Source organism: Kitasatospora sp. NPDC034023, from assembly GCF_055575795.1.
Genome location: NZ_JBVIRY010000009.1, coordinates 71971 through 90708 on the forward strand (window position 1 = coordinate 71971; position 18738 = coordinate 90708).

General features: G+C 73.4%; 17 protein-coding genes. 6 read left to right on the forward strand and 11 right to left on the reverse strand.

Annotation, left to right across the window (positions count from 1 at the left end; all coding sequences use genetic code 11):
* Window positions 1-15 precede the first annotated feature (15 nt).
* The 3 genes from ACZ52R_RS15590 to ACZ52R_RS15600 form a co-directional block, all read right to left on the reverse strand.
* Complete coding sequence (locus ACZ52R_RS15590) at window positions 16-585, reverse strand: hypothetical protein (protein WP_360498890.1); 570 nt, start codon at window positions 583-585, stop codon at window positions 16-18.
* Between the two features lie 68 nt (window positions 586-653).
* Window positions 654-1379 (reverse strand): DUF2625 family protein, encoded by a 726-nt coding sequence (locus ACZ52R_RS15595; RefSeq protein WP_465753574.1) that lies wholly within the window; start codon window positions 1377-1379, stop codon window positions 654-656.
* A gap of 125 nt (window positions 1380-1504) precedes the next feature.
* On the reverse strand, window positions 1505-1735 hold the full coding sequence (locus ACZ52R_RS15600) for a hypothetical protein (protein WP_465753575.1): 231 nt from the start codon (window positions 1733-1735) through the stop codon (window positions 1505-1507).
* Between ACZ52R_RS15600 and ACZ52R_RS15605 the strand changes: the two genes are divergently transcribed.
* The gene (locus ACZ52R_RS15605; RefSeq protein ID WP_465621292.1) at window positions 1728-2933 is read left to right on the forward strand and encodes an FAD-dependent monooxygenase; all 1206 of its coding nucleotides are present in this window, start codon (window positions 1728-1730) and stop codon (window positions 2931-2933) included. The two genes, ACZ52R_RS15600 and ACZ52R_RS15605, sit on opposite strands and share 8 nt — an antisense overlap.
* Before the next feature lie 81 nt (window positions 2934-3014).
* Here ACZ52R_RS15605 and ACZ52R_RS15610 read toward each other — a convergent pair whose 3' ends face one another.
* Window positions 3015-3422, reverse strand: a complete 408-nt coding sequence (locus ACZ52R_RS15610; protein ID WP_465621294.1) for an Imm7 family immunity protein — start codon at window positions 3420-3422, stop codon at window positions 3015-3017.
* 11 nt (window positions 3423-3433) lie between these two features.
* A complete protein-coding gene (locus tag ACZ52R_RS15615) occupies window positions 3434-5044 on the reverse strand; it encodes a hypothetical protein (protein ID WP_465753576.1) in 1611 nt (536 codons plus the stop codon).
* A 279-nt stretch (window positions 5045-5323) separates the two neighbouring features.
* Between ACZ52R_RS15615 and ACZ52R_RS15620 the strand changes: the two genes are divergently transcribed.
* Window positions 5324-5593 carry a hypothetical protein gene (locus ACZ52R_RS15620; RefSeq protein WP_465621298.1) on the forward strand — a complete coding sequence of 90 codons (270 nt, stop codon included), beginning with the start codon at window positions 5324-5326 and terminating at the stop codon, window positions 5591-5593.
* A 66-nt stretch (window positions 5594-5659) separates the two neighbouring features.
* Here the strand turns inward: ACZ52R_RS15620 and ACZ52R_RS15625 are convergent, their stop codons facing one another.
* The 5 genes from ACZ52R_RS15625 to ACZ52R_RS15645 all read right to left on the reverse strand — a co-directional run bounded on the left by ACZ52R_RS15625 (window position 5660) and on the right by ACZ52R_RS15645 (window position 10603).
* Window positions 5660-6208 (reverse strand): GNAT family N-acetyltransferase, encoded by a 549-nt coding sequence (locus ACZ52R_RS15625; RefSeq protein ID WP_465753577.1) that lies wholly within the window; start codon window positions 6206-6208, stop codon window positions 5660-5662.
* Window positions 6208-6561, reverse strand: coding sequence for a hypothetical protein (locus tag ACZ52R_RS15630; protein WP_465753578.1), 354 nt, complete (start codon window positions 6559-6561; stop codon window positions 6208-6210). The genes ACZ52R_RS15625 and ACZ52R_RS15630 overlap by 1 nt, the downstream gene beginning before the upstream one ends.
* Before the next feature lie 65 nt (window positions 6562-6626).
* On the reverse strand, window positions 6627-8468 hold the full coding sequence (locus ACZ52R_RS15635; RefSeq protein ID WP_465753579.1) for a penicillin-binding transpeptidase domain-containing protein: 1842 nt from the start codon (window positions 8466-8468) through the stop codon (window positions 6627-6629).
* Window positions 8469-8680: 212 nt separating this feature from the next.
* Window positions 8681-9190 (reverse strand): carboxymuconolactone decarboxylase family protein, encoded by a 510-nt coding sequence (locus ACZ52R_RS15640; RefSeq protein WP_465753580.1) that lies wholly within the window; start codon window positions 9188-9190, stop codon window positions 8681-8683.
* Between the two features lie 174 nt (window positions 9191-9364).
* Window positions 9365-10603 carry a cytochrome P450 gene (locus tag ACZ52R_RS15645; RefSeq protein ID WP_465753581.1) on the reverse strand — a complete coding sequence of 413 codons (1239 nt, stop codon included), beginning with the start codon at window positions 10601-10603 and terminating at the stop codon, window positions 9365-9367.
* 227 nt (window positions 10604-10830) lie between these two features.
* On the opposite strand from ACZ52R_RS15645, the gene ACZ52R_RS15650 reads away from it, so the two are divergent.
* Together ACZ52R_RS15650 and ACZ52R_RS15655 are read left to right on the forward strand one after the other, a co-directional pair.
* Entirely contained in the window at window positions 10831-11463 is a 633-nt protein-coding gene (locus ACZ52R_RS15650; RefSeq protein ID WP_465753582.1) for a hypothetical protein, read from the forward strand.
* Between the two features lie 260 nt (window positions 11464-11723).
* Window positions 11724-12380 carry a hypothetical protein gene (locus ACZ52R_RS15655; RefSeq protein ID WP_465621310.1) on the forward strand — a complete coding sequence of 219 codons (657 nt, stop codon included), beginning with the start codon at window positions 11724-11726 and terminating at the stop codon, window positions 12378-12380.
* A gap of 117 nt (window positions 12381-12497) precedes the next feature.
* On the opposite strand, the gene ACZ52R_RS15660 is transcribed toward ACZ52R_RS15655, so the two are convergent.
* Window positions 12498-15707 (reverse strand): M28 family peptidase, encoded by a 3210-nt coding sequence (locus tag ACZ52R_RS15660; protein ID WP_465753583.1) that lies wholly within the window; start codon window positions 15705-15707, stop codon window positions 12498-12500.
* Window positions 15708-16112: 405 nt separating this feature from the next.
* Here ACZ52R_RS15660 and ACZ52R_RS15665 point away from each other — a divergent pair, with 405 nt between their 5' ends.
* Window positions 16113-17540, forward strand: coding sequence for a helix-turn-helix domain-containing protein (locus tag ACZ52R_RS15665; RefSeq protein WP_465753584.1), 1428 nt, complete (start codon window positions 16113-16115; stop codon window positions 17538-17540).
* Window positions 17541-17821: 281 nt separating this feature from the next.
* On the forward strand, window positions 17822-18679 hold the full coding sequence (locus ACZ52R_RS15670) for a sterol desaturase family protein (RefSeq protein WP_465621316.1): 858 nt from the start codon (window positions 17822-17824) through the stop codon (window positions 18677-18679).
* Window positions 18680-18738: the final 59 nt, after the last annotated feature.

The window sequence follows — 18738 nt, forward strand, 5'->3', positions numbered from 1 at the left end:
CAGCCGCTGGGCTCGTCAGGCGACCAGGTCGGGCAGCCGGGCCTCCCACGGGTGGTGCGGCGCTCCTTCCGGCAGGTCGCGGCCGAGGGTGAGGAGTGCCTCCGGCGGAATTCCGTAGGTCAGGACCCGGTCGGCGTCCCTGGTGTGCTGGACGGCGGCGTCCAGCACACCAGGGAAGCGCGTCTGGGTGCAGGTGCGCCGTTGGACGGCGGTGACCCAGGCCAGGGCCATGCCGATGCCCGCATAGGCGCGGGCGCGTCCGTCGGGCCAGGTCGGGTCGAGGGCGTGGCCGTGCTCGTCGGCGCACCAGGCGTGGCGGGAGACGGTGCCGTCGTCCTCGATCACGTAGCCCTCGACGTACGCCAGGGCGGGTGATCTACCGGCGATGCGCGACGCGTTGGGGAAGCAGGCGCCGCCGTTGCCTCGGCGGGGCATGCCGGTCGGCCAGGGGGACGGGGTCTGGAGGCGCCCCTGGGCGAGGACCACGGCCTCGGCGGTCAGCGCGCCGCGCGAGGCCCTCGCCCGCAGCGCGCCGACAAGGACCTGCTCGTGGCGGGAGGTTCCGGCGTTCACGGTGGAGGACACGCTGGTCAGTCTTCTCAACACCCATGGGCGGCGCGAGAAGTACTACGCCATCCGATGCCCGGGCCGCCCTACACCTCGCCGAGGAACCCGGGGTCGCACGGCCCCAGGCGGCGCGCGAAGTCGGCCGCCACCCCGAGGACTTCGCGCATCGGAACCGCTCGCCGGGACGTGGCGGACGGGTCCGTCTGCGCCTCCTCCGACCACAGGAACGGGAACACCGCGATCCCCTGGGACAGGGCGAGTTCCTCGGCCTCCGCGCGCCAGCCGGGCCAGCGCAGGGCGTCGTAGAAGGCCTCCGGGTGGCCCGAGAGGAGCCAGGAGACCCACGCGGAGTGGCCCATGTCCAGGGCCTCCCACTCCAGCGTGTCCGGGGCGAAGTAGGTCATCTGCCCCGGCAGCCCCGGGCGGCCCGCGGCGGCCGGATCGTGGCCGTTGAGCGCGAAGACGCCGCCCACGACGTCATGACCGACGACCAGGCCGGCGGCCGGCTGCCAGGCCGGGTCGAACGCGGCGGGGAAGCGGTTGACCCGTCCCAGGCTCGGCAGGCCGCCGTCCGCGGCCGGGCCGCCGCCGAAGACACGCACCCAGCCGTGGTCCAGGAGCAGCCCGCCGGTGTTCAGTACCAGGGCGCCGAGCGTGGAGCGTGCCGTGACCTGCAACTGCAGCAGACAGCGGCGCCCCTCCTCGCGGTCGGCGGGCAGCACCCGGGCGGACACCTGGCCCGCCGCGAGCACCCCCGCCAGCTCCGGCCACGCCGGATCGTCCACTTCGGTCAGTTCGTCGATCGCGCGCATCCGAGGATGATCGCACCGCCGCCGGTCGCCCCGCCGGGCAGGGTCACGGATGGCGGGTTCGCCCCGGCGGCCGACGGTGACCTCGGGCGGGGTGGCGTGTGGGCGGGGTGCCAACTGCCCTCCCTTCAGGGGCTTCCGGCTTCCGCTGACGACGCCCTGTCAGCGCCCCGCCGGTGGCGTGCCGGTGCTGTGAGCGGGCTGTCCGTGTCCTGTGGGTGGCCCGCCACAGGCTGGTTCACGGCAGCATCACCGACCCACGGGAGGTCCACCGTGCCGAACAGCACCGTGTCGAGCGACACCGTGTCGAGCGACACCGCTTCGAACAGCACCGTGTCGAGCAACAGCGCGTTGAGCAACACCGTGTCGAACAGCAGCGCGCGCCGGGCCTCGGTCCTGGTCTCCGGCGGCGGGATCGCCGGTACCGCCCTCGCCTACTGGCTGGAGCGCTACGGCTTCCGCGTCACCCTCGTCGAGCGCGCCCCGGCGCTGCGCGGCGGCGGCCAGGCGGTGGACATCCGCGGCAACGCCCTGGAGGTCGTCGAGCGGATGGGCCTGCTGAAGGAGGTCCGGGCCCGGACGACCGGTCTGCGCGGGATGTCGGTGGTCGACGGGGACGGGCGCGAGCTGAGCCGTACCACCGAGTGGACGGCCAGTGGCGGCCCGGTCGGCGGCCCCGACGTGGAGATCCTGCGGGACGAACTCGCGGAGCTGATCGCGGGAGCGGCCGGACCGGGCGTCGAGTACCGGTTCGACGACTCGATCGACACCCTCGTGCAGTACGGGGACGGCGTCCAGGTCCGGTTCCGCAGCGGCACCGAGCAGTCCTTCGACCTGGTCGTGGGCGCCGACGGCCTGCACTCGAACACCCGCCGTCTCGTCTTCGGCCCCGAAGCCGACTACCTGCACCCCATCGGCACGTACGTCGCCGGCTGGAGCGTTCCCAACCACCTCGGCCTCGACCGCTGGGAGGTCATCCAGCAGTCCGACACCGGCTGGGACTGCCTGGTGATGACCGTCCGAGACAACACCGAGCTGCGGGTCTTCGCCGGCTTCGCCTCCGACGAACCGCTCGACCGCATGCTGCCGCGCGACCGCGCCGCGCAGCGCCGGGTGGTCGCCGAGCGCTGCGCCCACCTGGGCTGGGAGATGCCGCGATTCCTCCGGGGGATGTGGGAGACGGAGGCCTTCCACTACGACGTCGTCGCCCAGATCCGGATGGACCGCTGGTCCAACGACCGTGTCGCCCTGCTCGGCGACGCAGGCTACTGCTGCTCCCCGTTCACCGGCCAGGGCACCAGCGTGGCCCTGACCGCCGCCTACGTCCTGGCCGGGGAACTGCACACGGCGGACGGCGACCACCGGACCGCCTACCCCGCCTACGAGCGGCGGCTGCGCGACCACGTGGCGGCCAACCAGGCCATCCTCGAACTGACCGCCACCCTCTACGGAGGCGACGGCGCGTCCGCCGTGGGCGGGCCGGGTTTCGACCGGCCCGGGCCGGAGATGGACGCGGCCTTCCGTGCCGCCACGGTCTTCGACCTGCCCGACTACTGAGGGACCATGAGGGGAGGAGGGCCACTGCGTGCGGAGAGGCCACGAACAGGGACGGCCAACCGAACGGGGACGGGCAACCGCTCAGCCTCCGAACGGGTCCTCCAGCACCGGGACGCACGGCGACAGCAGCGGCTCGGTGTGCTCGGTGACCCGGCCGCGGACCATCCTGAGGACACGGATGTCGTTCTCGTGAGCGCGGTCCTCGTCGTCGCGCACGTGCAGCAGGCCGTACGACCCGGGCGCGCGCTCGCCGACCTCGCGGAAGAGGTCGAGGATGTCCGGGTTCCGGTGGTTCGGTTGGCCGCCGAGGTGGAGGAAGAGCACGCCGTTCATCCACCGCAGGTCGAGGAGGTACGGGTCGGCGAGTTCGTCGATCCGGCGCTGGATGCCGTCGGCGATCTCCCGCAGGCGGGCGTCGACGAGAGTGATGTCGTCGTCCTCGGCTTCGGCCGTTTCCAGGACGTTGATCCACCCGTGGTACTCGAACATGGTGCGGCAGTCTATTCGCCGCCGACCGCCGGCAGCCCGCCGCGGTCGAGCAGCGCATGGAGGCGTTCGGCGGACAGGGCCGGGTTGGCGGACGCGCCCTCGACGAGGTCCGGGTCGGCCGACTCCGACGCCTCCGGAAGCGAATCGCCCAGGATCGATGCGTCCGGGATCGATGCGTCCAGGAACGACGCGTTCAGGATCGACTCGACCAGGTCGAGGGGCAGGAGCGGGTTCGCCGCCGCGGCCCGTCGGACGCGCGGATCCGGGTCGGCCAGGTGCCGGACGGGCGGCTGCGCGAGGCCGGTGTCGGCGGCGGCCAGGGCGCGGACCTCGGCGTCCTCGTGGTCGAGGAGGTGCGTGAGCCCGGTGCGGGGGAGCCGGGACAGGGTGAGCAGGTAGGGGCGCTGCCGGGGTGTGGCGATGAAGGCGTCGAGGACGGTCGCGGGCGGGGCCAGCGGGTGGTTGTAGGCCAGGAGGTGGCGCACGTCCGGGTCGGCGTCCTCGGCCAGACGGTGCACCAGCTCCTGCGGCAGCCGCGCGCAGGTCGCGGCGACCCGCCGGAGGACCGGTTCCGGGGAGACCGCGCACGCCTCGTACCAGCTCGTCTCCGGCTCCTGGAACATCTCGCGGACCGGGCCGACCTGCTCGGCCGGCCGGCCGATGACCCGGTCGATGGCGCGTCGCTCCGGCCAGGTGCGGGGGAGCGGGTGCAGCACGGCCCGGATCCGTACGGTGTCCTCCGGATCCTGCGCCAACTCGGCGAGCAGCGCCGGGTCCGTGTCGGCCCGGGCGGCGACACGCGCGCGCACCTCCGGATCGGGTTCGCGGGCGAGGCGGGGGAGGAACTCGACGGGCGTGTAGGGGTTCTGGGCCAGCGACTGCAGGTCACGGCCCGCCGCGAGGCACCGTTGCGCCATCGCGGGGGAGACGGCGTAGTTGAAGAGGATCATGTTCCGGCCATGGCAGTCGCGGTCCGGCAGGTCCGCTTCCATCGCCTCCGGGTCCAGATTCCGGCTGCTCAGGCGCGCGGCCTCGGCCACGGCGGGCACCGGGTCGGCCAGCAGCGCGTCGCGCTGCTCGGTGGTGAGCGACAGCCACAGGCCGACGGCCTTCGCCCGCAGCTCGGGGTTCGGGTGACGAATCAGCCCGCGCCGGAAGGACTGCGGGATCTGCTCGGAGCACACCAGCTCGGTGGCGATCTCGGCGGCGGTCAGCAGCTGGTCCGGGCGGTCGTCGTCCCGCGCGGTCATCAGGGCTTCCAACACGTCGTCGGGCAGTGCCTCGAGGGCGCCGAACCGTGGACGCGGTCCGCCTGCCAGCCTTTCGCGGACCAGCGCGTCGGGATCGTCGACGAGCCGGCCGCGCTGCGCGGGCGCCACGTACCGGTTGCGGGCGAACGCGACGCGCACCGCCCGCTGGGGGTGCACGAGCACCGCCTCGACGACCTCCGCCGGAAGGGCGCGTCCCTCGCACAGGACCGTCCACGCCGAGCGCGCCGACGGGTCCAGCAGGCGCAGCAGGACTCCGGACGGCGCACCCGGGTTGGCCGCGACGCCGCGCAGCCGGGCCTCGGCGAGAGGAGAGGCTGCAGGAGCGGGGTCCGTACGGGGGGAGGAGGGCATGGGGGGCATTCTGTCAGCGATCAGCACCGACTCACACTGGAGAGTGACCCGATGACGGACCCGATGACGGACCCGAGCCGGAACCCGGACTCGGGAGAACTCTGACTGACCTCCCGCTGACCTCCCGCTGACGTCTCGCCCGGCCTCCGGCTGACCTCCCCCTGCGGGCGGGGTGCCCGGTCTTCCGCATCGTCGGCAGCTGACACGCCGCGCGCCCTTCCCGGGGCGGGCTCGTTACCCATGTGAGGCCCCCTCGACGACGAGCACCGGAGGTTCCCCATGACGGGCGAGCACGATCACGAGCACGAGTGCGAGTGCGGACACGACCACGAGCCGTTGCCCCCGTACCGCAGCTACAGCTGGGACGCGGAGAACGGCGCTGTCCACCTGGCCTTCTACCCGGGCGAGGAGGAGGCCGACGAGGAGCGCAAGGCCCGGTTCCGCGAAATGGGCGCCCGGATGCTGGCCGAACTGATGGCGGAGCAGGAGGCGGAGCACACACCGCCGCGGCCCGCCCTGACGCTGATCCGCGGCGAGGACCCGTCCTGAACACAGCCCGCTGCCGCCCCCTCGACACCCTCGCCCGTAACCGGCCGCTTCGGGGGTGTGAGGGAGTCAGGCCGTCGGCACCAGGTAGCGGAGCTTGCCGCCGTCCGTGCCGGTGAGGCGGCCCCCGTTGGCCTCGATCACGTGCCGGGACGCGGGGTTCGCCTCGTCGCAGGTCAGCAGCGCCTCCGTGATGCCGAGTGCGGCGGCGACCGGCAGGGCTGCGGCGAGCATCGCGGTTGCGTGCCCCTTGCGCCGGGCGCCCGGCCGCACGTCGTAGCCGATGTGGCCGCCGACCCGCGCCAGGTTCGGGGTCAGCCGGTGCCGGATCGCGATCCTGCCCAGTAGCTCGTCGGCGTCGGCCCACCACAGCGTCGTCATCGGCACACCCGCGTCCCGGCGTGCGCCGGCCTCGGTGCGTTCGGCGAGCACCCGGGCGACGTAGGTGCCGAAAGCGGTGGTGTCGGTCAACGCCGACGGGTCGACATCGGTGACGAACCACGGGAGGGGGTGGCCGCGATCCGCGCGGTACTCGGCCACCGCCGCGAGGAACGACGCCCGCAACCGGACGGTGGGATCGATCAGCTCGGGCGCTCCCCGAGCCCCTCGCACGGCCATCAGCCTTCCTCCCGGGCCCCGTCGGCCGACTTCCACTCCTCGAACACCCGGAGGCGCAGCCGGGAGCCGCTGAAGTCCGCGAACCAGAGGAGCCACGTGTTCCGCGCGGTCAGGGCGGTGCGGGCCGTCCGGTACCAGTCCTCGCGGTCGAGGAGCGAGAGGTGGGCGGCGAGGATCGCGTCGCGCTCTGCCTCGGTGCAGCCGGAGTACTCGGCGGATTCGGCGGCCAGGTGCAGTGCCGGCGCGGCGACGAGGCAGTAGCGCTCGACGGTCGGCGGCAGGTCGCGGGCGTGGCGGGCGTGGGCTGCCAGGACGGTGGCGGCACGGGGGTAGCGCCGCAGGGTCATTCCCATGCCCGAGCTCCTTGAGAGGGTCCGGCCCCCGCCGGCCGCGTGGCCGCGGTCGGCGGGGGCAGTCGTCAGCCCTTGCCGCCGGCCTTCAGGACCTGGGCCGCCGCCACGCCGGCCGCGCTGTTGCCGTGGCCGCCGCCTTCGACCTCGGCGGCGACGGCGAGGTCGCCGCGGTAGGCGATGAACCAGCTGTTGGTGGCCTGGCTGCCGGCTTCGACGGTGCCGGTCTTGGCGCCGATCTGGCCGGACAGGCCGGACATCGGGCCGCGGGCGGTGCCCTGGGTGGCGGTCTTGGCCATCATCGTGCGCAGGTCGCGGGCGACGTCGGCGGGCAGCTTCCCGGGCGCCGTGGCGCGCTTGGCGTCCTCCCGCAGGACGGGCTGGCGGAACGTTCCGCTCTGCACGGTGGCGGCGACCGAGGCCATCAGCAGCGAGTTGACCTGGATCTGGCCCTGGCCGATGTACTCGGCGGCGGCCTCGTCCTTGCTGCCCGGCAGCGGGATGGTGGCGTCCCGGCTCGGGATGCCGATGTGCCATTCCAGGCCGAGGCCGAACTGGTCGCGGGCGACCTTGGTGAGCGTGCCGGGCTGCAGCTTCTCCAGGCCCTTGTCGATGAAGCCGGTGTTGCAGGAGTGGGTGAAGTCGTCGGTGAGCGTGTACGAGGGGAAGTCGCCGGGCTCGTCGTTGTGCCAGGCACGCGGGGAGTAGGTGGTGTCCTTGCACGGCGCCGGGGTGTCCGGGGACACCCCGGCCTCCAGCAGTGCGGCCGAGGTGATGACCTTCATCGTGGAGCCGGGCGGCTGGCCGCCCGCGACGGCGCGGTTGAACCCGCTCGGCGAGTAGGCCATCGCGAGGATGTGGCCGGTGCTCGGCTGGACGGCCACCAGCGAGGCCGGTTTGCCGCCCGCCGACTGCTGCTTGACGGCCTCCTCGGCGACCTGCTGGAGGTCGGCGTCGAGGGTGAGCTTGACCTGCGGCGCGCTCGGCGGGGTCAGCACGAACAGCTGCTCGGGATCCTTCCCGGAGCCGCCCGAGAGCACGACGGCCCGTCCGGTGACGGCGGTCGCGCCGTCGGCGGGCGCGATCTGGGGCAGCACGGCGTTCAGCGACGGGAAGCCCTCGAGCGGCTTGCCGTTGCGGTCGGTCGGCTTGGACACCGGGTCGGGCAGCGGCTTCACGGCGATCGTCCGGCCCGGGCCGAGGTGGGGGTGGATCACGGTCGGCGCCCAGTGGACGACGGCCCGGCCGTCCTGGGCGCGGACGACGCTGAGCGCGCTGTCGTACTCCCAGGCGCCCGTCGCGCCCTCGAACTCGGCCTTCACCCGGAAGCCGAGCGACGGCCCGCTCGGGGCGCCGGACGACGCCGGGCCTGCGCCGGACGGCGCCGCGCCCGTTCCGGTCAGTGCGAGTGAGCGGGCCGGCACGTTCTCGTGGAACACGGTCAGCGCGGCGCGGGCGGTGTCCGGCTGGTCGGTGAGGGCGGAGGCGGCCGTCATGTCCCCGCGGCCCCAGGCTGCCAGGAAGTCCTTCGCCACCGTCTCGGCCTGCGCGGCGGTCGGCGGCTCCTGCGGGGCCTTCGCCGCGCTGTCTGACCCCTGTTGGCCGCTTCCACCCGAGGACGCGCCGCCAGTCACGGCGTTCATCACGTTGTAGGCGCCGTACCCGCCGACCGCGAGCAGCGCGGCGAACACCCCGCCCGCCGCCACCAGCACGGCCCGCCGCGCGCCCGAGCGGCGCGGGGCTTCGTCCTCGTCCTCGTCCGCGCTCTCGAACCCGACCTGGTTCTCGTCGAGTTCGTCGTACCCGTCGTACCCGCCATACCCGTGGTACGCGGCGTGCCCGCCATACCCGTCGTACGCGGCGTGCCCGTCGTGCCGGTCGTGCCCGTCGGGCTCCTGTTCCTCGCGCATGTCTTCGTCCCCCCTGTGGACTTCGTGGTGCTTCGCGGTGCTTCGTGTCGCGCGGACCCGCCCCCTCCGGCTTCCGGTCCGCGGCCCGGCCGGCCGGTTCGTGCATCCGTTCGGGCGCGGACCAGCCTAAGCGGATCGGGGTGATCGGTCGACAGCGGGACGACCCGCCGGGCGCGGGTGCCTGGCGGGTCGTCCGGTACGGCGCTGGGGTGTCAGGCCCAGGGGTCGGTGAAGGAGCGGCCCGGGACGGGCTTGGCGATGAGGGCGATGGCGGTGAAGAAGTTGACCTGGCCGATGGCGATCATCAGGGTGGCGAGGGACTTCTCGTCGTAGTGCTCGGAGGCCTCGGCGTACAGCGCGTCGGAGACGCGTTCGCCGTGCGGGTTGGGCTGGAGGGCGGCCTCGGCGAGGGCGAGCGCGGCGCGCTCGGGGGCGGTGAAGTACGGCGAGTCCTGCCAGGAGGCCACCGAGGTGATCCGCTCCTCGCTCTCGCCGGCCTTGCGGAGGAAGCCGGTGTGCAGGACGGTCAGGTAGGTGTTCCCGGCGATCTGGCCGGCGCGCAGCTGGACCAGGCTGATGGTGGCGCGGGGCACCGAGCGGTTGCCGGTGGCCTTGAACAACGCGGCCGAGACCTCGGCGAGTTCGGGGATGAGCTGGACCGGGTCCTGGGCCATGCGGGGGCGCTGCGGGATCTCGGTGGTGATCGATCGGGTGGTCGACATCGTGTTCCTCTCGGGAGCGGCGGGATCATCGTGATCGGTGCCGGCAGGGTGATCAGCGTCAGCAGGGTGATCGGCGCGATCGGGGTGATCGGTGCGATCAGCGGTGCTGTCACTGTCCCGACGGATCTCGACGCGGCGTTGTGACACCGAGGCCCGCGCACACTCCCGGGGCGGTCAGCGCAGGACCGCGGGCGTCGGCCCGGCCGGTCGTACGGTGATGCTGTAGGCGGCGCCCGTCGGTTTGGCGCGGAACTCCAACTCGCCCATCGGCAGCAGGAGTTCCAGCAGGGCGGTGGTCTCCCGGAGGGCGAACTGGGTGCCCAGGCAGGCGCGGGCGCCGAGGCCGAAGGGGAGGTAGGCGCCGAGGTGGCCGGGGCGGTCCGAGCCCGGGGCGAAGCGGGTCGGGTCGAAGCGCTCGGGGTCGGGCCACAGGGCCGGGTCGCGGTGGGTGAGGTACGGGCAGACCAGCACGTCCGTTCCGGCGGCGATGTGGTGGCCGGCGATGACGTCGTCCTCGACGGCGTGCCGGGGGAGCAGCCAGGCGGACGGGTAGAGCCGCAGCGTCTCGCTCACCAGGGCCTGCGGGTCGGCTGTCCGGGCCTCGGGGTGGTGGTCGAGGAGCAGGAAGAGCCAGGTCAGGGTGGTGGCCGTGGTCTCGTGTCCGGCGACGAGCAGCGTGACGAGCTCGTCGCGGATCAACCGGTCGGTGTACTCGGGGAATTGCCCGCCCGCGTCCAGCAGGACCCGGAGCACGCCCGGCTCCTCCGCCGGACCGGCCGACCGCGCCGCCTCGATCGCGGCGTGCGCCACGGCGTCGACCAGCGCCAGGTCCTCGGCGACCGCGTCCCGGGCGTCCGCCGCGTCGGTCGGCAGTTTCGGCATGGCGGCCACCACCCGCTCCACCGCGCGGAGTCCGCGGTCCGTGCGATCGTCCAGCGGCAGCCCGGTGAGCGCCCGCCAGACCGTGTCCAGGGCGAAGCGGCGCATCTCCTCGCCCACGTCGAAGGTCTCCCCGCTGCGCCGGTACCCCTCCCAGCGCTCGGCGGTCCGGCGCGCCGCCGCCGCGATCCGCTGCTCGTACCTGCGCATCCCGGTGCCGGTGAACTGCGATTGCAGCAAGCGCCGTTGGCGCTTCCAGGCGTCCCCGGTGGCGGACAGCACGCCGTCCCCGACGAGCATCCGGGCGCGGTGCGAGCGCTTGACGTACCGGTCCGGGTGGCGGCCCAGGACGTGCTGCACCGCCGCCGGGTCGGTGACCAGGACGGTGGGCGTCGGGCCGAGCCGGAACGCGGCGACGCCGCCGACGCCGCGCTGCACCCGGGCCAGCAACTCGACGAGTTCGACCTCCTCGGCCCGCCACTGCTCGACGGCCTCGGGGGCCAGCTCCGGTACCGGGCGGGTGTCCGTGCTCACGGGTGGGTTCCTTCCGGGTTGCTGCGGCCTGCCGTCCTGCCACTCTGCTGACGGCCTGCTGACGGTTCGTCGGTTCAGACTCTATGCCAGGCCGAGGGCCGACCGGGTTGCGCCGACCGGGTGGCGGGCCGGGCCGGGGCCCGCGTGGCGGACCGCCCCGCCGTATGCGAACGGGTACCGTGCGGCGGGGCCAACCGGCCCTGCTCGCTGCGCGGATGGGAGAACGCATGCCCGGGACCCGGCACATCGGAGGCGGCAGGAGCGGTCGAGCGGCCCGGTGGCTGGCGGCCGTCCTGTTCGTACCGGCCCTGGTGGCCTGCGGCGGTGGTGGCGGCGACTCCGGCTCGGCGACCCAAGCCGGACAGAACGGCCAGACCACCGCTCAGGGGCAGCCGGACGACCAGCGGACCAGGGACACCGGGAACCAGGGCGGGTTCCGGACGGCCGGCGAGCCGTCGGCGAACGTCCAGGGCACGGACAACACCGCCCGGATCACGCTGTCCTTCACGGCGAAGACCAGCTTCCAGGCGACGGTCAGCAAGGTGGCGGACTGCGGCAGTTCGCGGTACGCCACCCATCCTGACTCGCAGCCGGTCCCGGTGACCGACGGTGTGGGCAAGGACGTCACGTTCACCCTTCCGGCCTGGCAGCCGGGCACGAAGAAGCGCACGATCTGCCTCACGGTGACGGTCGACGGCGCCAGCGAGCGGATCCAGGCCATGGGCACCGTGGCGATCATCACCCCCGACAACGGCGGCACCCCCGACAACGGTGGTACCCCGGACAACGGTGGTACCCCGGACAACGGTGGTACCCCGGACAACGGTGGTGCCTCCACAGGCGCCGGGAGCAACCCCTGAGCCCTGCCGAGGAGGAGGCCCCGGCTGAGCCGAAGCAGCCGGAGGTCAAGCAGCCGGAGGTCAAGCCCTGGACCGACTGGATCGCCAAGCTCGCCACCTGGGTCGCCCCGACCACCCTCCTCACCGCGCTGCTCTTCTTCTTCGGCTACGCCTACACCAGTTCGCTCTACAGCTACTTTGGCATCGACGCCGGCACGATCGGCTTCGCCACCCAGGACCTGCTGCTGCGCAGTTCCCCCGCGCTCTACGTCCCGGCCGGGGTGGCGCTGTGCGGTGCGCTGCTCGGTGCGCTGGGCTACCACCTCGCGACCAGGGCGGTCGGCGGCGAGGGGGGCAGGGACGGGAGCGGCGTCCGAGCCCTCCGGTGGGTCTGCCTGGCCGTCACCGCGCTGGTCGTCCCGCTGCTGCTGTTCGGCCTCCTGGCCGGTTTCGAGGTGATCGACGCCGGCCCCATGGGCACCCCGCTGCTGATCGGCGGCGCGCTGCTGCTCGGGGTGCTGGCCCGGCTGATGTACGTGCGCGGCACCGGCGCGGACTACCCGCTGACCGGGGAGCGCGCGGCGCTGGGCATCAGCGTGGCGATCATCGTGCTCTGCTCGTACTGGGCGGTCGACGGCTACGCCCAGCAGAAGGGGACGGCGGACGCCGAGCAGCTCGCCCAGCACCTCTACCGGCGTCCGGCGGTCGTCCTCGACACCTCGGAGCGCCTGCACCTGGGGTGGGCGGGGGTGCGGGAGACGGTGCTGCCCGACGTGGAGCAGGGGGCACGGTTCCGGTACCGCTACGAGGGCCTGCGGCTGCTGGCCCACTCCGGCGGCCGGATGTTCCTGATCCCGCGCGACTGGACCTGGGAGACCGGCAACGGGCTGATCCTGCCCTTCGACTCCTCCGTCCGGGTCGCCTTTCATCCCGGCTGAGGGCCCGGCCCCGCCCTCCCCGCACACGGCTGCGCCGCGGTCCGTCCCCCTCGACGGACCGCGGCGCAGCGGCTTCACAGGGCGTCAGGTGACGACGGCCTCAGGGCGCCGCCCCGGTCACACCGGCTGCCACAGGGCCGGGACGATCGGCGGCTCCCAGCCGACCTGGGCGGTGTGGCCCTGGAGGCAGACGTAGGTGACCCCGTTGTAGGTCACGGTGTCGCCCGCCTTGTACGTGGTGCCGGGCGTCCAGGTGCCGCCGGGGTTGGGGTTCCCGTTGCCCACGACCAGGGAGAAGCTGGTGCTGTGGTTGGCGGTGCCGGTCCCGGTGAGGGTGATGCTGTAGGTGCCGGCCGGGGTGGCGGTGGTGGTCGCGAGGGTGACCGTCGCGGAGCCGCCGGACTGCACCGAGGACGGGCTGAAGGCGACGGTGACGCCGGCCGGGGCGCCCGAGGCGGTCAGGTTGACGGTCTGGGCCGAGCCGGAGGTGGTGGCGGTGGCGACCGTCGCCGTGGCGCTGTCACCGGGCTTGACGGTGGCGGTGGCCGGGTTCACCGCGAGGGAGAAGTCGTTGGCGGGCGTGCTGCCGCCGACCGAGGTCTTCCAGATGGTGTAGGCCACGCCGTCGGCGCTGCGGTTGAGCACCGTCGCGTCGACGTTGCTCGTGGTGTCGCAGGACTGGTGGTAGCAGGAGTCGTACGAACGGCCGCCCGTTCCGCCCCACTTGGCGGCCTGTGCCGAGGTCTTGACGGCGTCGGCGCCGGCCGCGTAGCCGGAGGTGGGGACGCCGGCCTGCTGGAAGGAGTAGTCGTCCGAGCGGCCCTGGCCCTCGACGTTCTCCTCGGGCTGGAGGTTGAGCGAGTCCCAGTAGGCCTTCATCGGCGCGGAGGCCGAGGAGGAGATGTTGTTGATGAAGTAGCCGGCGTTGGGGGAGCCGACCATGTCGAAGTTGTAGTAGGCCTTGATCGCGGAGCGCTGGCTCGAGCCGAGCTGGCCGACGTAGTACTGGGAGCCCTGGAGGCCCTGCTCCTCGCCGGTCCACCAGGCGAACCGGACGTGCCGGGTCAGCGACGGGTTCTGCTGGGCGAGCACCAGGGCGTTCTCCAGCAGGGTGGCCGAGCCGGAGCCGTTGTCGTTGATGCCGGGGCCGGCGCCGACGCTGTCCAGGTGGGCGCCGAACATGGTGACCTGGTCGGCGGGGCCGCCGGGCCAGTCGGCGATCAGGTTGTCGGACCGGTAGGTGCAGGAGGTGCACGTCTGCTCGCTGACGGTGTATCCGGCGGCCTGCAGTTTGGCCTTGAGGTACGCCACCGACTGGCTGTGCCCGGCGGTGCCCGCCCGACGGTTGCCGCCGTTCTGGTTGGCGATGCTGTTCAGCTGCGACAGGTGGGCCTGGACCTTGGCGACGTCGATGTCGGGTGCGGGCCCGCCGGGGGTGCCTCCGCCGCCGACGGTCAGGGTGTACTGGGCGGTGTGGGTGGCCGGGCCGGCGGTGCCGGTGACGGTGATCACGTACGTCCCGGCCGGGGCGCCCGAGGAGGCCGACAGGGTCAGCGTGGCGGACGAACCGGTCTGCACGGACGAGGGGCTGACCGTCGCGGTGACCCCGGCGGGGGCGCCGGAGACGCTCAGGTTGACGGACTGCGCGGTGCCCGAGGTGAGGGCGGTGCCGACCGTCGCCGTGGTCGTGGAGCCGGGCTGGACCGAGCCGGACGCCGGGCCGAGCGACAGCGAGAAGTCGTTGGTGCCGGACGGCGTGCAGGTCGGGTCACCGCTCTGCGCGGGCACGCTGACCGCGTCCCAGGCGGCTTTGGCCCGGTTGAAGAAGGTACAGGACGGGTCCAGGTTCTTCGCCGCCGTCAGGGTGGCGGTGCGGTAGCGCTTGTAGGTCATGCCGCTGGTCTTGAGCAGCATGCCGCCGTAGAAGACCCGGCCGGCGTCCTTGATCCCGACGCCGGTGACCGTCGAGTTGTTGCAGGTCGGGCTGGTGGGCTTGCCGCCGCCCGGGTTGGAGCCCTCGGCCAGCAGGTAGAACCAGTGGTTCAGCGGACCGGCCGCCGCGTGCTCCTCGGTGTTCGGGATGGAGGAGGAGTAGCAGTTCGGGTCGTTGTTGACCTGCGAGGGGTTGGACATGTTGCGGATCGGCCCGCTGCCGACCAGGTTGATCATCTCGCCGACGGTGTAGTCCGGGCTGTCGTACGGCGCGGGCTCGTTGGCGTAGGCCTCGGTGAGGGCACCCATGATGTCGCCGGTGGCCTCGCCCAGGCCGGACTCGTTGTTGGCGCCGCCCGGGGTGTACTGGTCGATGCCGTGGCCGAACTCGTGGCCGACCACGTCGATGGAGGCGATCCACTCGTTGGCCTGGCTGTGGCCGATGGATATCGAGCTGCCGTCCCAGTAGGCGTTGACGTCGTTGAGGCCGACCTTCACCGGCCAGCTGCCGCCGTTGCCGTTGTGCCCGTTGCGACCCAGCCAGTCGCGGAGCATGTCCCATTCCTTCTGGGCCGCGAACATCGCGTCGCCGCAGCCGGTCTCCTTGGTGGACGGGCTGCCGTTGCCCCAGGAGTCGCCGGACTTGGAGAACACCTGGCCGGTGCTGTAGTCGGAGCAGGTCAGGCCGGGCCGGTTGGGGTCGCGCAGCGAGTACGAGCCGCCCGAGCCGGTGGTGCTGATGGTGACCGGGGCCGGGCCGTTCCACTTGCTGGTGACGGTGCCGGCGTGGACCTCGTCGTAGTGGTCGATGGCCTCGCCGGTCGCGGCGTCCACGAAGACGTGCAGCCGGCTCGGGGCGTTCCCCCGGTGGCCGCTCAGCACGGTCTCCCAGGCGAGCCGGCCGCCGCTGCCGTCCTTGACCCGGACGACCAGCCGGTTCGACGCCACGGCGTCCACGGCGGGCAGCTGGGTGCGGGCGGTCCTCTCCGCCTGGTCCGCGCCGATCCGCGGGGTGACGGAGCCGCCGACCGGGCCGGTGACGGCGGACTGCAGGCCGCGGACCTTGCCCTGCCCGTCGGCGAGCACCACCGCGTCGCCGCCGACCACCGGCAGGCCGCGGTAGCTGCGCTCGTACGCGACGGAGTAGAGGCCGCCGACCCAGGGGGTGACGGCCTTGCGTTCGTAGGTCTCGCCGGGGCCCTTGGCCAGGGCGTCCAGGCCGGCCGCGGCAGCGGCGTCGGCGGCGTTGACGGCGGCGGCCAGGGCGCTCGGCGGTGCCGGGGAGGGGGTGGGTGCGGCGGTGGCCGGCCCCGCGGTGGCGGCGATCAGGCCGGCCAGTACGGTCAGGGTGGTCGCCGTGGTGAGCAACCGGCCGGTGGAAACTCTGCGTTGCATCGAGGCTCCTCGCATGTGGGGGTCCTCGACCGCGGACGGCATGGGCTGGTGGTGCACCGCAGGCCGCGTCCGGGGGACGGCCGTGCGGGCCGTCCGCGCTCGGGTGCCCGAACCCTCACATGGCGTCATGCTCGGGTCAATGGATGGTGCGGGCGATGCATAGGGTTGGCAAATTCCGTCAAGCCCGCCGCTCGGCTTTGCGTCAAGCTGCGGTCTTCTTCGAGTGGTTGAGACCACGTCATGTACGGCGCGGGTGGCCATCGAGTACCGTCCTGGTCATCGGAGTCGCCGGAGTCGCCGGTGTCATCCGAGCCGTCGGAGCCGGCGGAGTCGTCGGAACCACTGGAATCGTCGGCGGGCCCCGCGATCGGCCGGGGACGGCGCCACGCCCCCGGGGAGGCAGCCGTGGAGCGGAACCGAGTGGCCCCTTCGGCGGGGATTCCGGCACCGCCGACCGGCCAGGGCCGAGGCGCCTGGCGGGAGTTCGGAGCCCGGCTGCGGCACTGGCGGCGCCGGGCCGGCCTCACCCAGGCGCAGCTCGGCGCCGGGATCGGCTACGACCACACCGCGGTCAGCAAGATCGAGCACGGGGCCCGCCGGGTCACCCCCAGGGTCGCCGACCGGATCGACGAACTCCTCGGCGCGGGCGGTGAGGTGAGCGCCGCCTGCCTGCGCGCCGAGACCTCCGAACTCTGCGCCCTCGACTCCTTCTCACCCGCCCTGCTGCGGCCCCCGCTGCCGGGCGTCGCCCCGGTCGGCCCGGCCCCCGCCGCGCCCGCCCCGGCGCGGCTGCCCGACTACGGCCTGCTCTGCCCGCTGCACGACGCAGAGGGCTGTGACGTCCCCGCGCCCGCCGAACTGGCCGCACTGCACGCCGAGTTCTGCGCCCCCGCGGCGCTCGCCGATCCGGCCGCCGCCCCGCCGCTGGACGCGGCCACCGCGCACGCCCTGACCGGACTGCTCGCCGCCCACCTGCGCTCCGGCGAGACCGGTGACCGGCCGGGCCTGGCCGGCGCCGTCGAACGCACCCTGCACGCCGTGCTCGCCCGACTCGCCGGCGCTCCCGCCGCGCAGCGCCGTCCGCTCGCCAGACTGGCCGCCGAGCACGCCCACGCGGCCGGCGCGCTGCGCATGCAGGACGGCCGCAACGCCACCGCGATGGCCTGCTACGACCGCGCGCTCATCTGGGCCGGGCTCGCCGGGGACCAGGCCACCCAGGTCGGCACGCTCAGCGACCTGAGCATCCTGGGCCGGCTGGACGGCGACCCGGAAGCCGCCCTCGGCTACGCCCGCGAGATCGACCGGGTCGCCCCCGGCCGGCCCTGGGCCGGCGCGATGGGCCGGATCAGCCGGGCCCGCGCGCACGCCCTGACCGGCGACGTCCCGGCGACCGTACGGCAGATCGGCCTGGCCCGGGCACAGCTGGACCACATCGGGGCCGAGGACGAGGTCGACGTGCCCTGGCTCTCCATCGCCTCGATGCGGATGCGGGTCGAGTCCGCCGCGGCCGCCGCGCTGCGCGACCTCGCGGCGGCGGGGGACGACCCCCGGCTGGCCCGCCGGGCGCTGAGCGCCACCGAGACCGCGCTGGGCCTGCTCGGCCCGACCCAACTCCCGGCCAGCCGACTGCTGTTCGTCGTCCGGGCGGCGGACTGCCTGGTCTGCGCGCACGATCCGCGCGCGGCCGTCGAACTCCTCGGCCCCGCCCTGGAGGCCACTGCGGCGGCCGCCCTCCCCGCGCTGGTCGCGCACGAGTTGCGCGGCCTGCGCGACCGCCTGGCGGCGTACGAACCGCGCGCCGCCAGGCGGCTGGCGGAGCTGGTACGGGCCTGAGGGCGGCGGGTGGCCGGCGCGGGCGGGCGTCACCGGCGGCTGTCACGGGCAGGGCGCTCGACGGCGCTCACCCGGCGGTGTGACGGTGCCGCACCCCGACAACTCCCGTTTCTGCCGCGCAATGCGCCCCCTTCACGCCGTCCGAGCGTCAACTTCGTGCGCGTATGGTCCGCCGATCGGGTCATTCATGGCGTTAACACGTCGAATGACTGCCCCGGCCATCGGGTCCCGCTAGAGTCTCTGACGTTTCCAGTCGTTAGTCCGCGAAGAACGGGGGGCGCGTGCTGCACGCCATTGCCCGCCGGCTCGCCCATCCGCTCCTGCTCCTGGGTGTGCTGTGCGTCGCCGTCGCGACCCTGCACTTCCACTGGGCGCCCGACCGGGTCTCCCCGCTCGTCCTGGTGGCCGTCATCGGATACCTGGCGGTGCTGGAGCGGCTGATCCCGTACCGGACCGACTGGCACCCGAACCGGCGTGAACTCGGCTGGTACAGCGTCTATTTCGTGCTGAGCATGATCGGCGGCGCACTGGCCCAGGGGTTCGTGACGGCGCTGGTCGAACTGCTCGGTCCGGCGCACCCGGCGCTGCCCTTCGCGGCGGAGATTCCACTCGCGCTGCTGGTCGGCTCGCTCGGCGACTACCTCGTGCACCGCTGGTCCCACCGCAACCGGTGGCTCTGGCGGCTGCACGGCGTGCACCACGTCCCGGAGAAGGTGAACGTCGCGAACAACGGCGTGAATCATTTCCTGGACGTCTTCGTCGCACAGTCCGTGGTCCAGATTTCGTTGGCGCTGATCGGATTCTCGGCGGATTCAGTGTTCGTGGTCGGAATATTCGTTCTGGCTCAGGGGTATTTCGTCCACGCGAACATCGACGTCCACCTCGGGTCGCTCGGCCACGTCCTGGCCGGCCCGGAACTCCACCGCCTGCACCACAGCACCGACCTCGCCGAAGCCGGCCACTACTCTTCCGACCTCTCGCTGTGGGACCACGTGTTCGGGAGCTTCACCTGGCGGCCCGGCCGAGTGCCCACCGCCGTCGGCCTCACCGACCCGACCGCGTTCCCCACGACCGGCGAGCTCGGCGCCAGCCTGTTGCACCCCTGGCGCCGGGCGAAGACCACCGAGCAGTCCGTCTGACTCCGGTCCGCGCAGCCGCCCCCTAGCCCGTGTCCCCGGCGTCACGCCATCACCCTCGG

What these genes read in the sequence shown, in the direction of transcription:
- ACZ52R_RS15595 (WP_465753574.1), bottom strand. Translation starts at nt 1,379, where the DNA reads ATGCGCGCGATCGACGAACTGACCGAAGTGGACGATCCGGCGTGGCCG.
- ACZ52R_RS15610 (WP_465621294.1), bottom strand. Translation starts at nt 3,422, where the DNA reads ATGTTCGAGTACCACGGGTGGATCAACGTCCTGGAAACGGCCGAAGCC.
- ACZ52R_RS15615 (WP_465753576.1), bottom strand. Translation starts at nt 5,044, where the DNA reads ATGCCCTCCTCCCCCCGTACGGACCCCGCTCCTGCAGCCTCTCCTCTC.
- ACZ52R_RS15620 (WP_465621298.1), top strand. Translation starts at nt 5,324, where the DNA reads ATGACGGGCGAGCACGATCACGAGCACGAGTGCGAGTGCGGACACGAC.
- ACZ52R_RS15625 (WP_465753577.1), bottom strand. Translation starts at nt 6,208, where the DNA reads ATGGCCGTGCGAGGGGCTCGGGGAGCGCCCGAGCTGATCGATCCCACC.
- ACZ52R_RS15630 (WP_465753578.1), bottom strand. Translation starts at nt 6,561, where the DNA reads ATGGGAATGACCCTGCGGCGCTACCCCCGTGCCGCCACCGTCCTGGCA.
- ACZ52R_RS15635 (WP_465753579.1), bottom strand. Translation starts at nt 8,468, where the DNA reads ATGCGCGAGGAACAGGAGCCCGACGGGCACGACCGGCACGACGGGCAC.
- ACZ52R_RS15640 (WP_465753580.1), bottom strand. Translation starts at nt 9,190, where the DNA reads ATGTCGACCACCCGATCGATCACCACCGAGATCCCGCAGCGCCCCCGC.
- ACZ52R_RS15650 (WP_465753582.1), top strand. Translation starts at nt 10,831, where the DNA reads ATGCCCGGGACCCGGCACATCGGAGGCGGCAGGAGCGGTCGAGCGGCC.
- ACZ52R_RS15660 (WP_465753583.1), bottom strand. Translation starts at nt 15,707, where the DNA reads ATGCAACGCAGAGTTTCCACCGGCCGGTTGCTCACCACGGCGACCACC.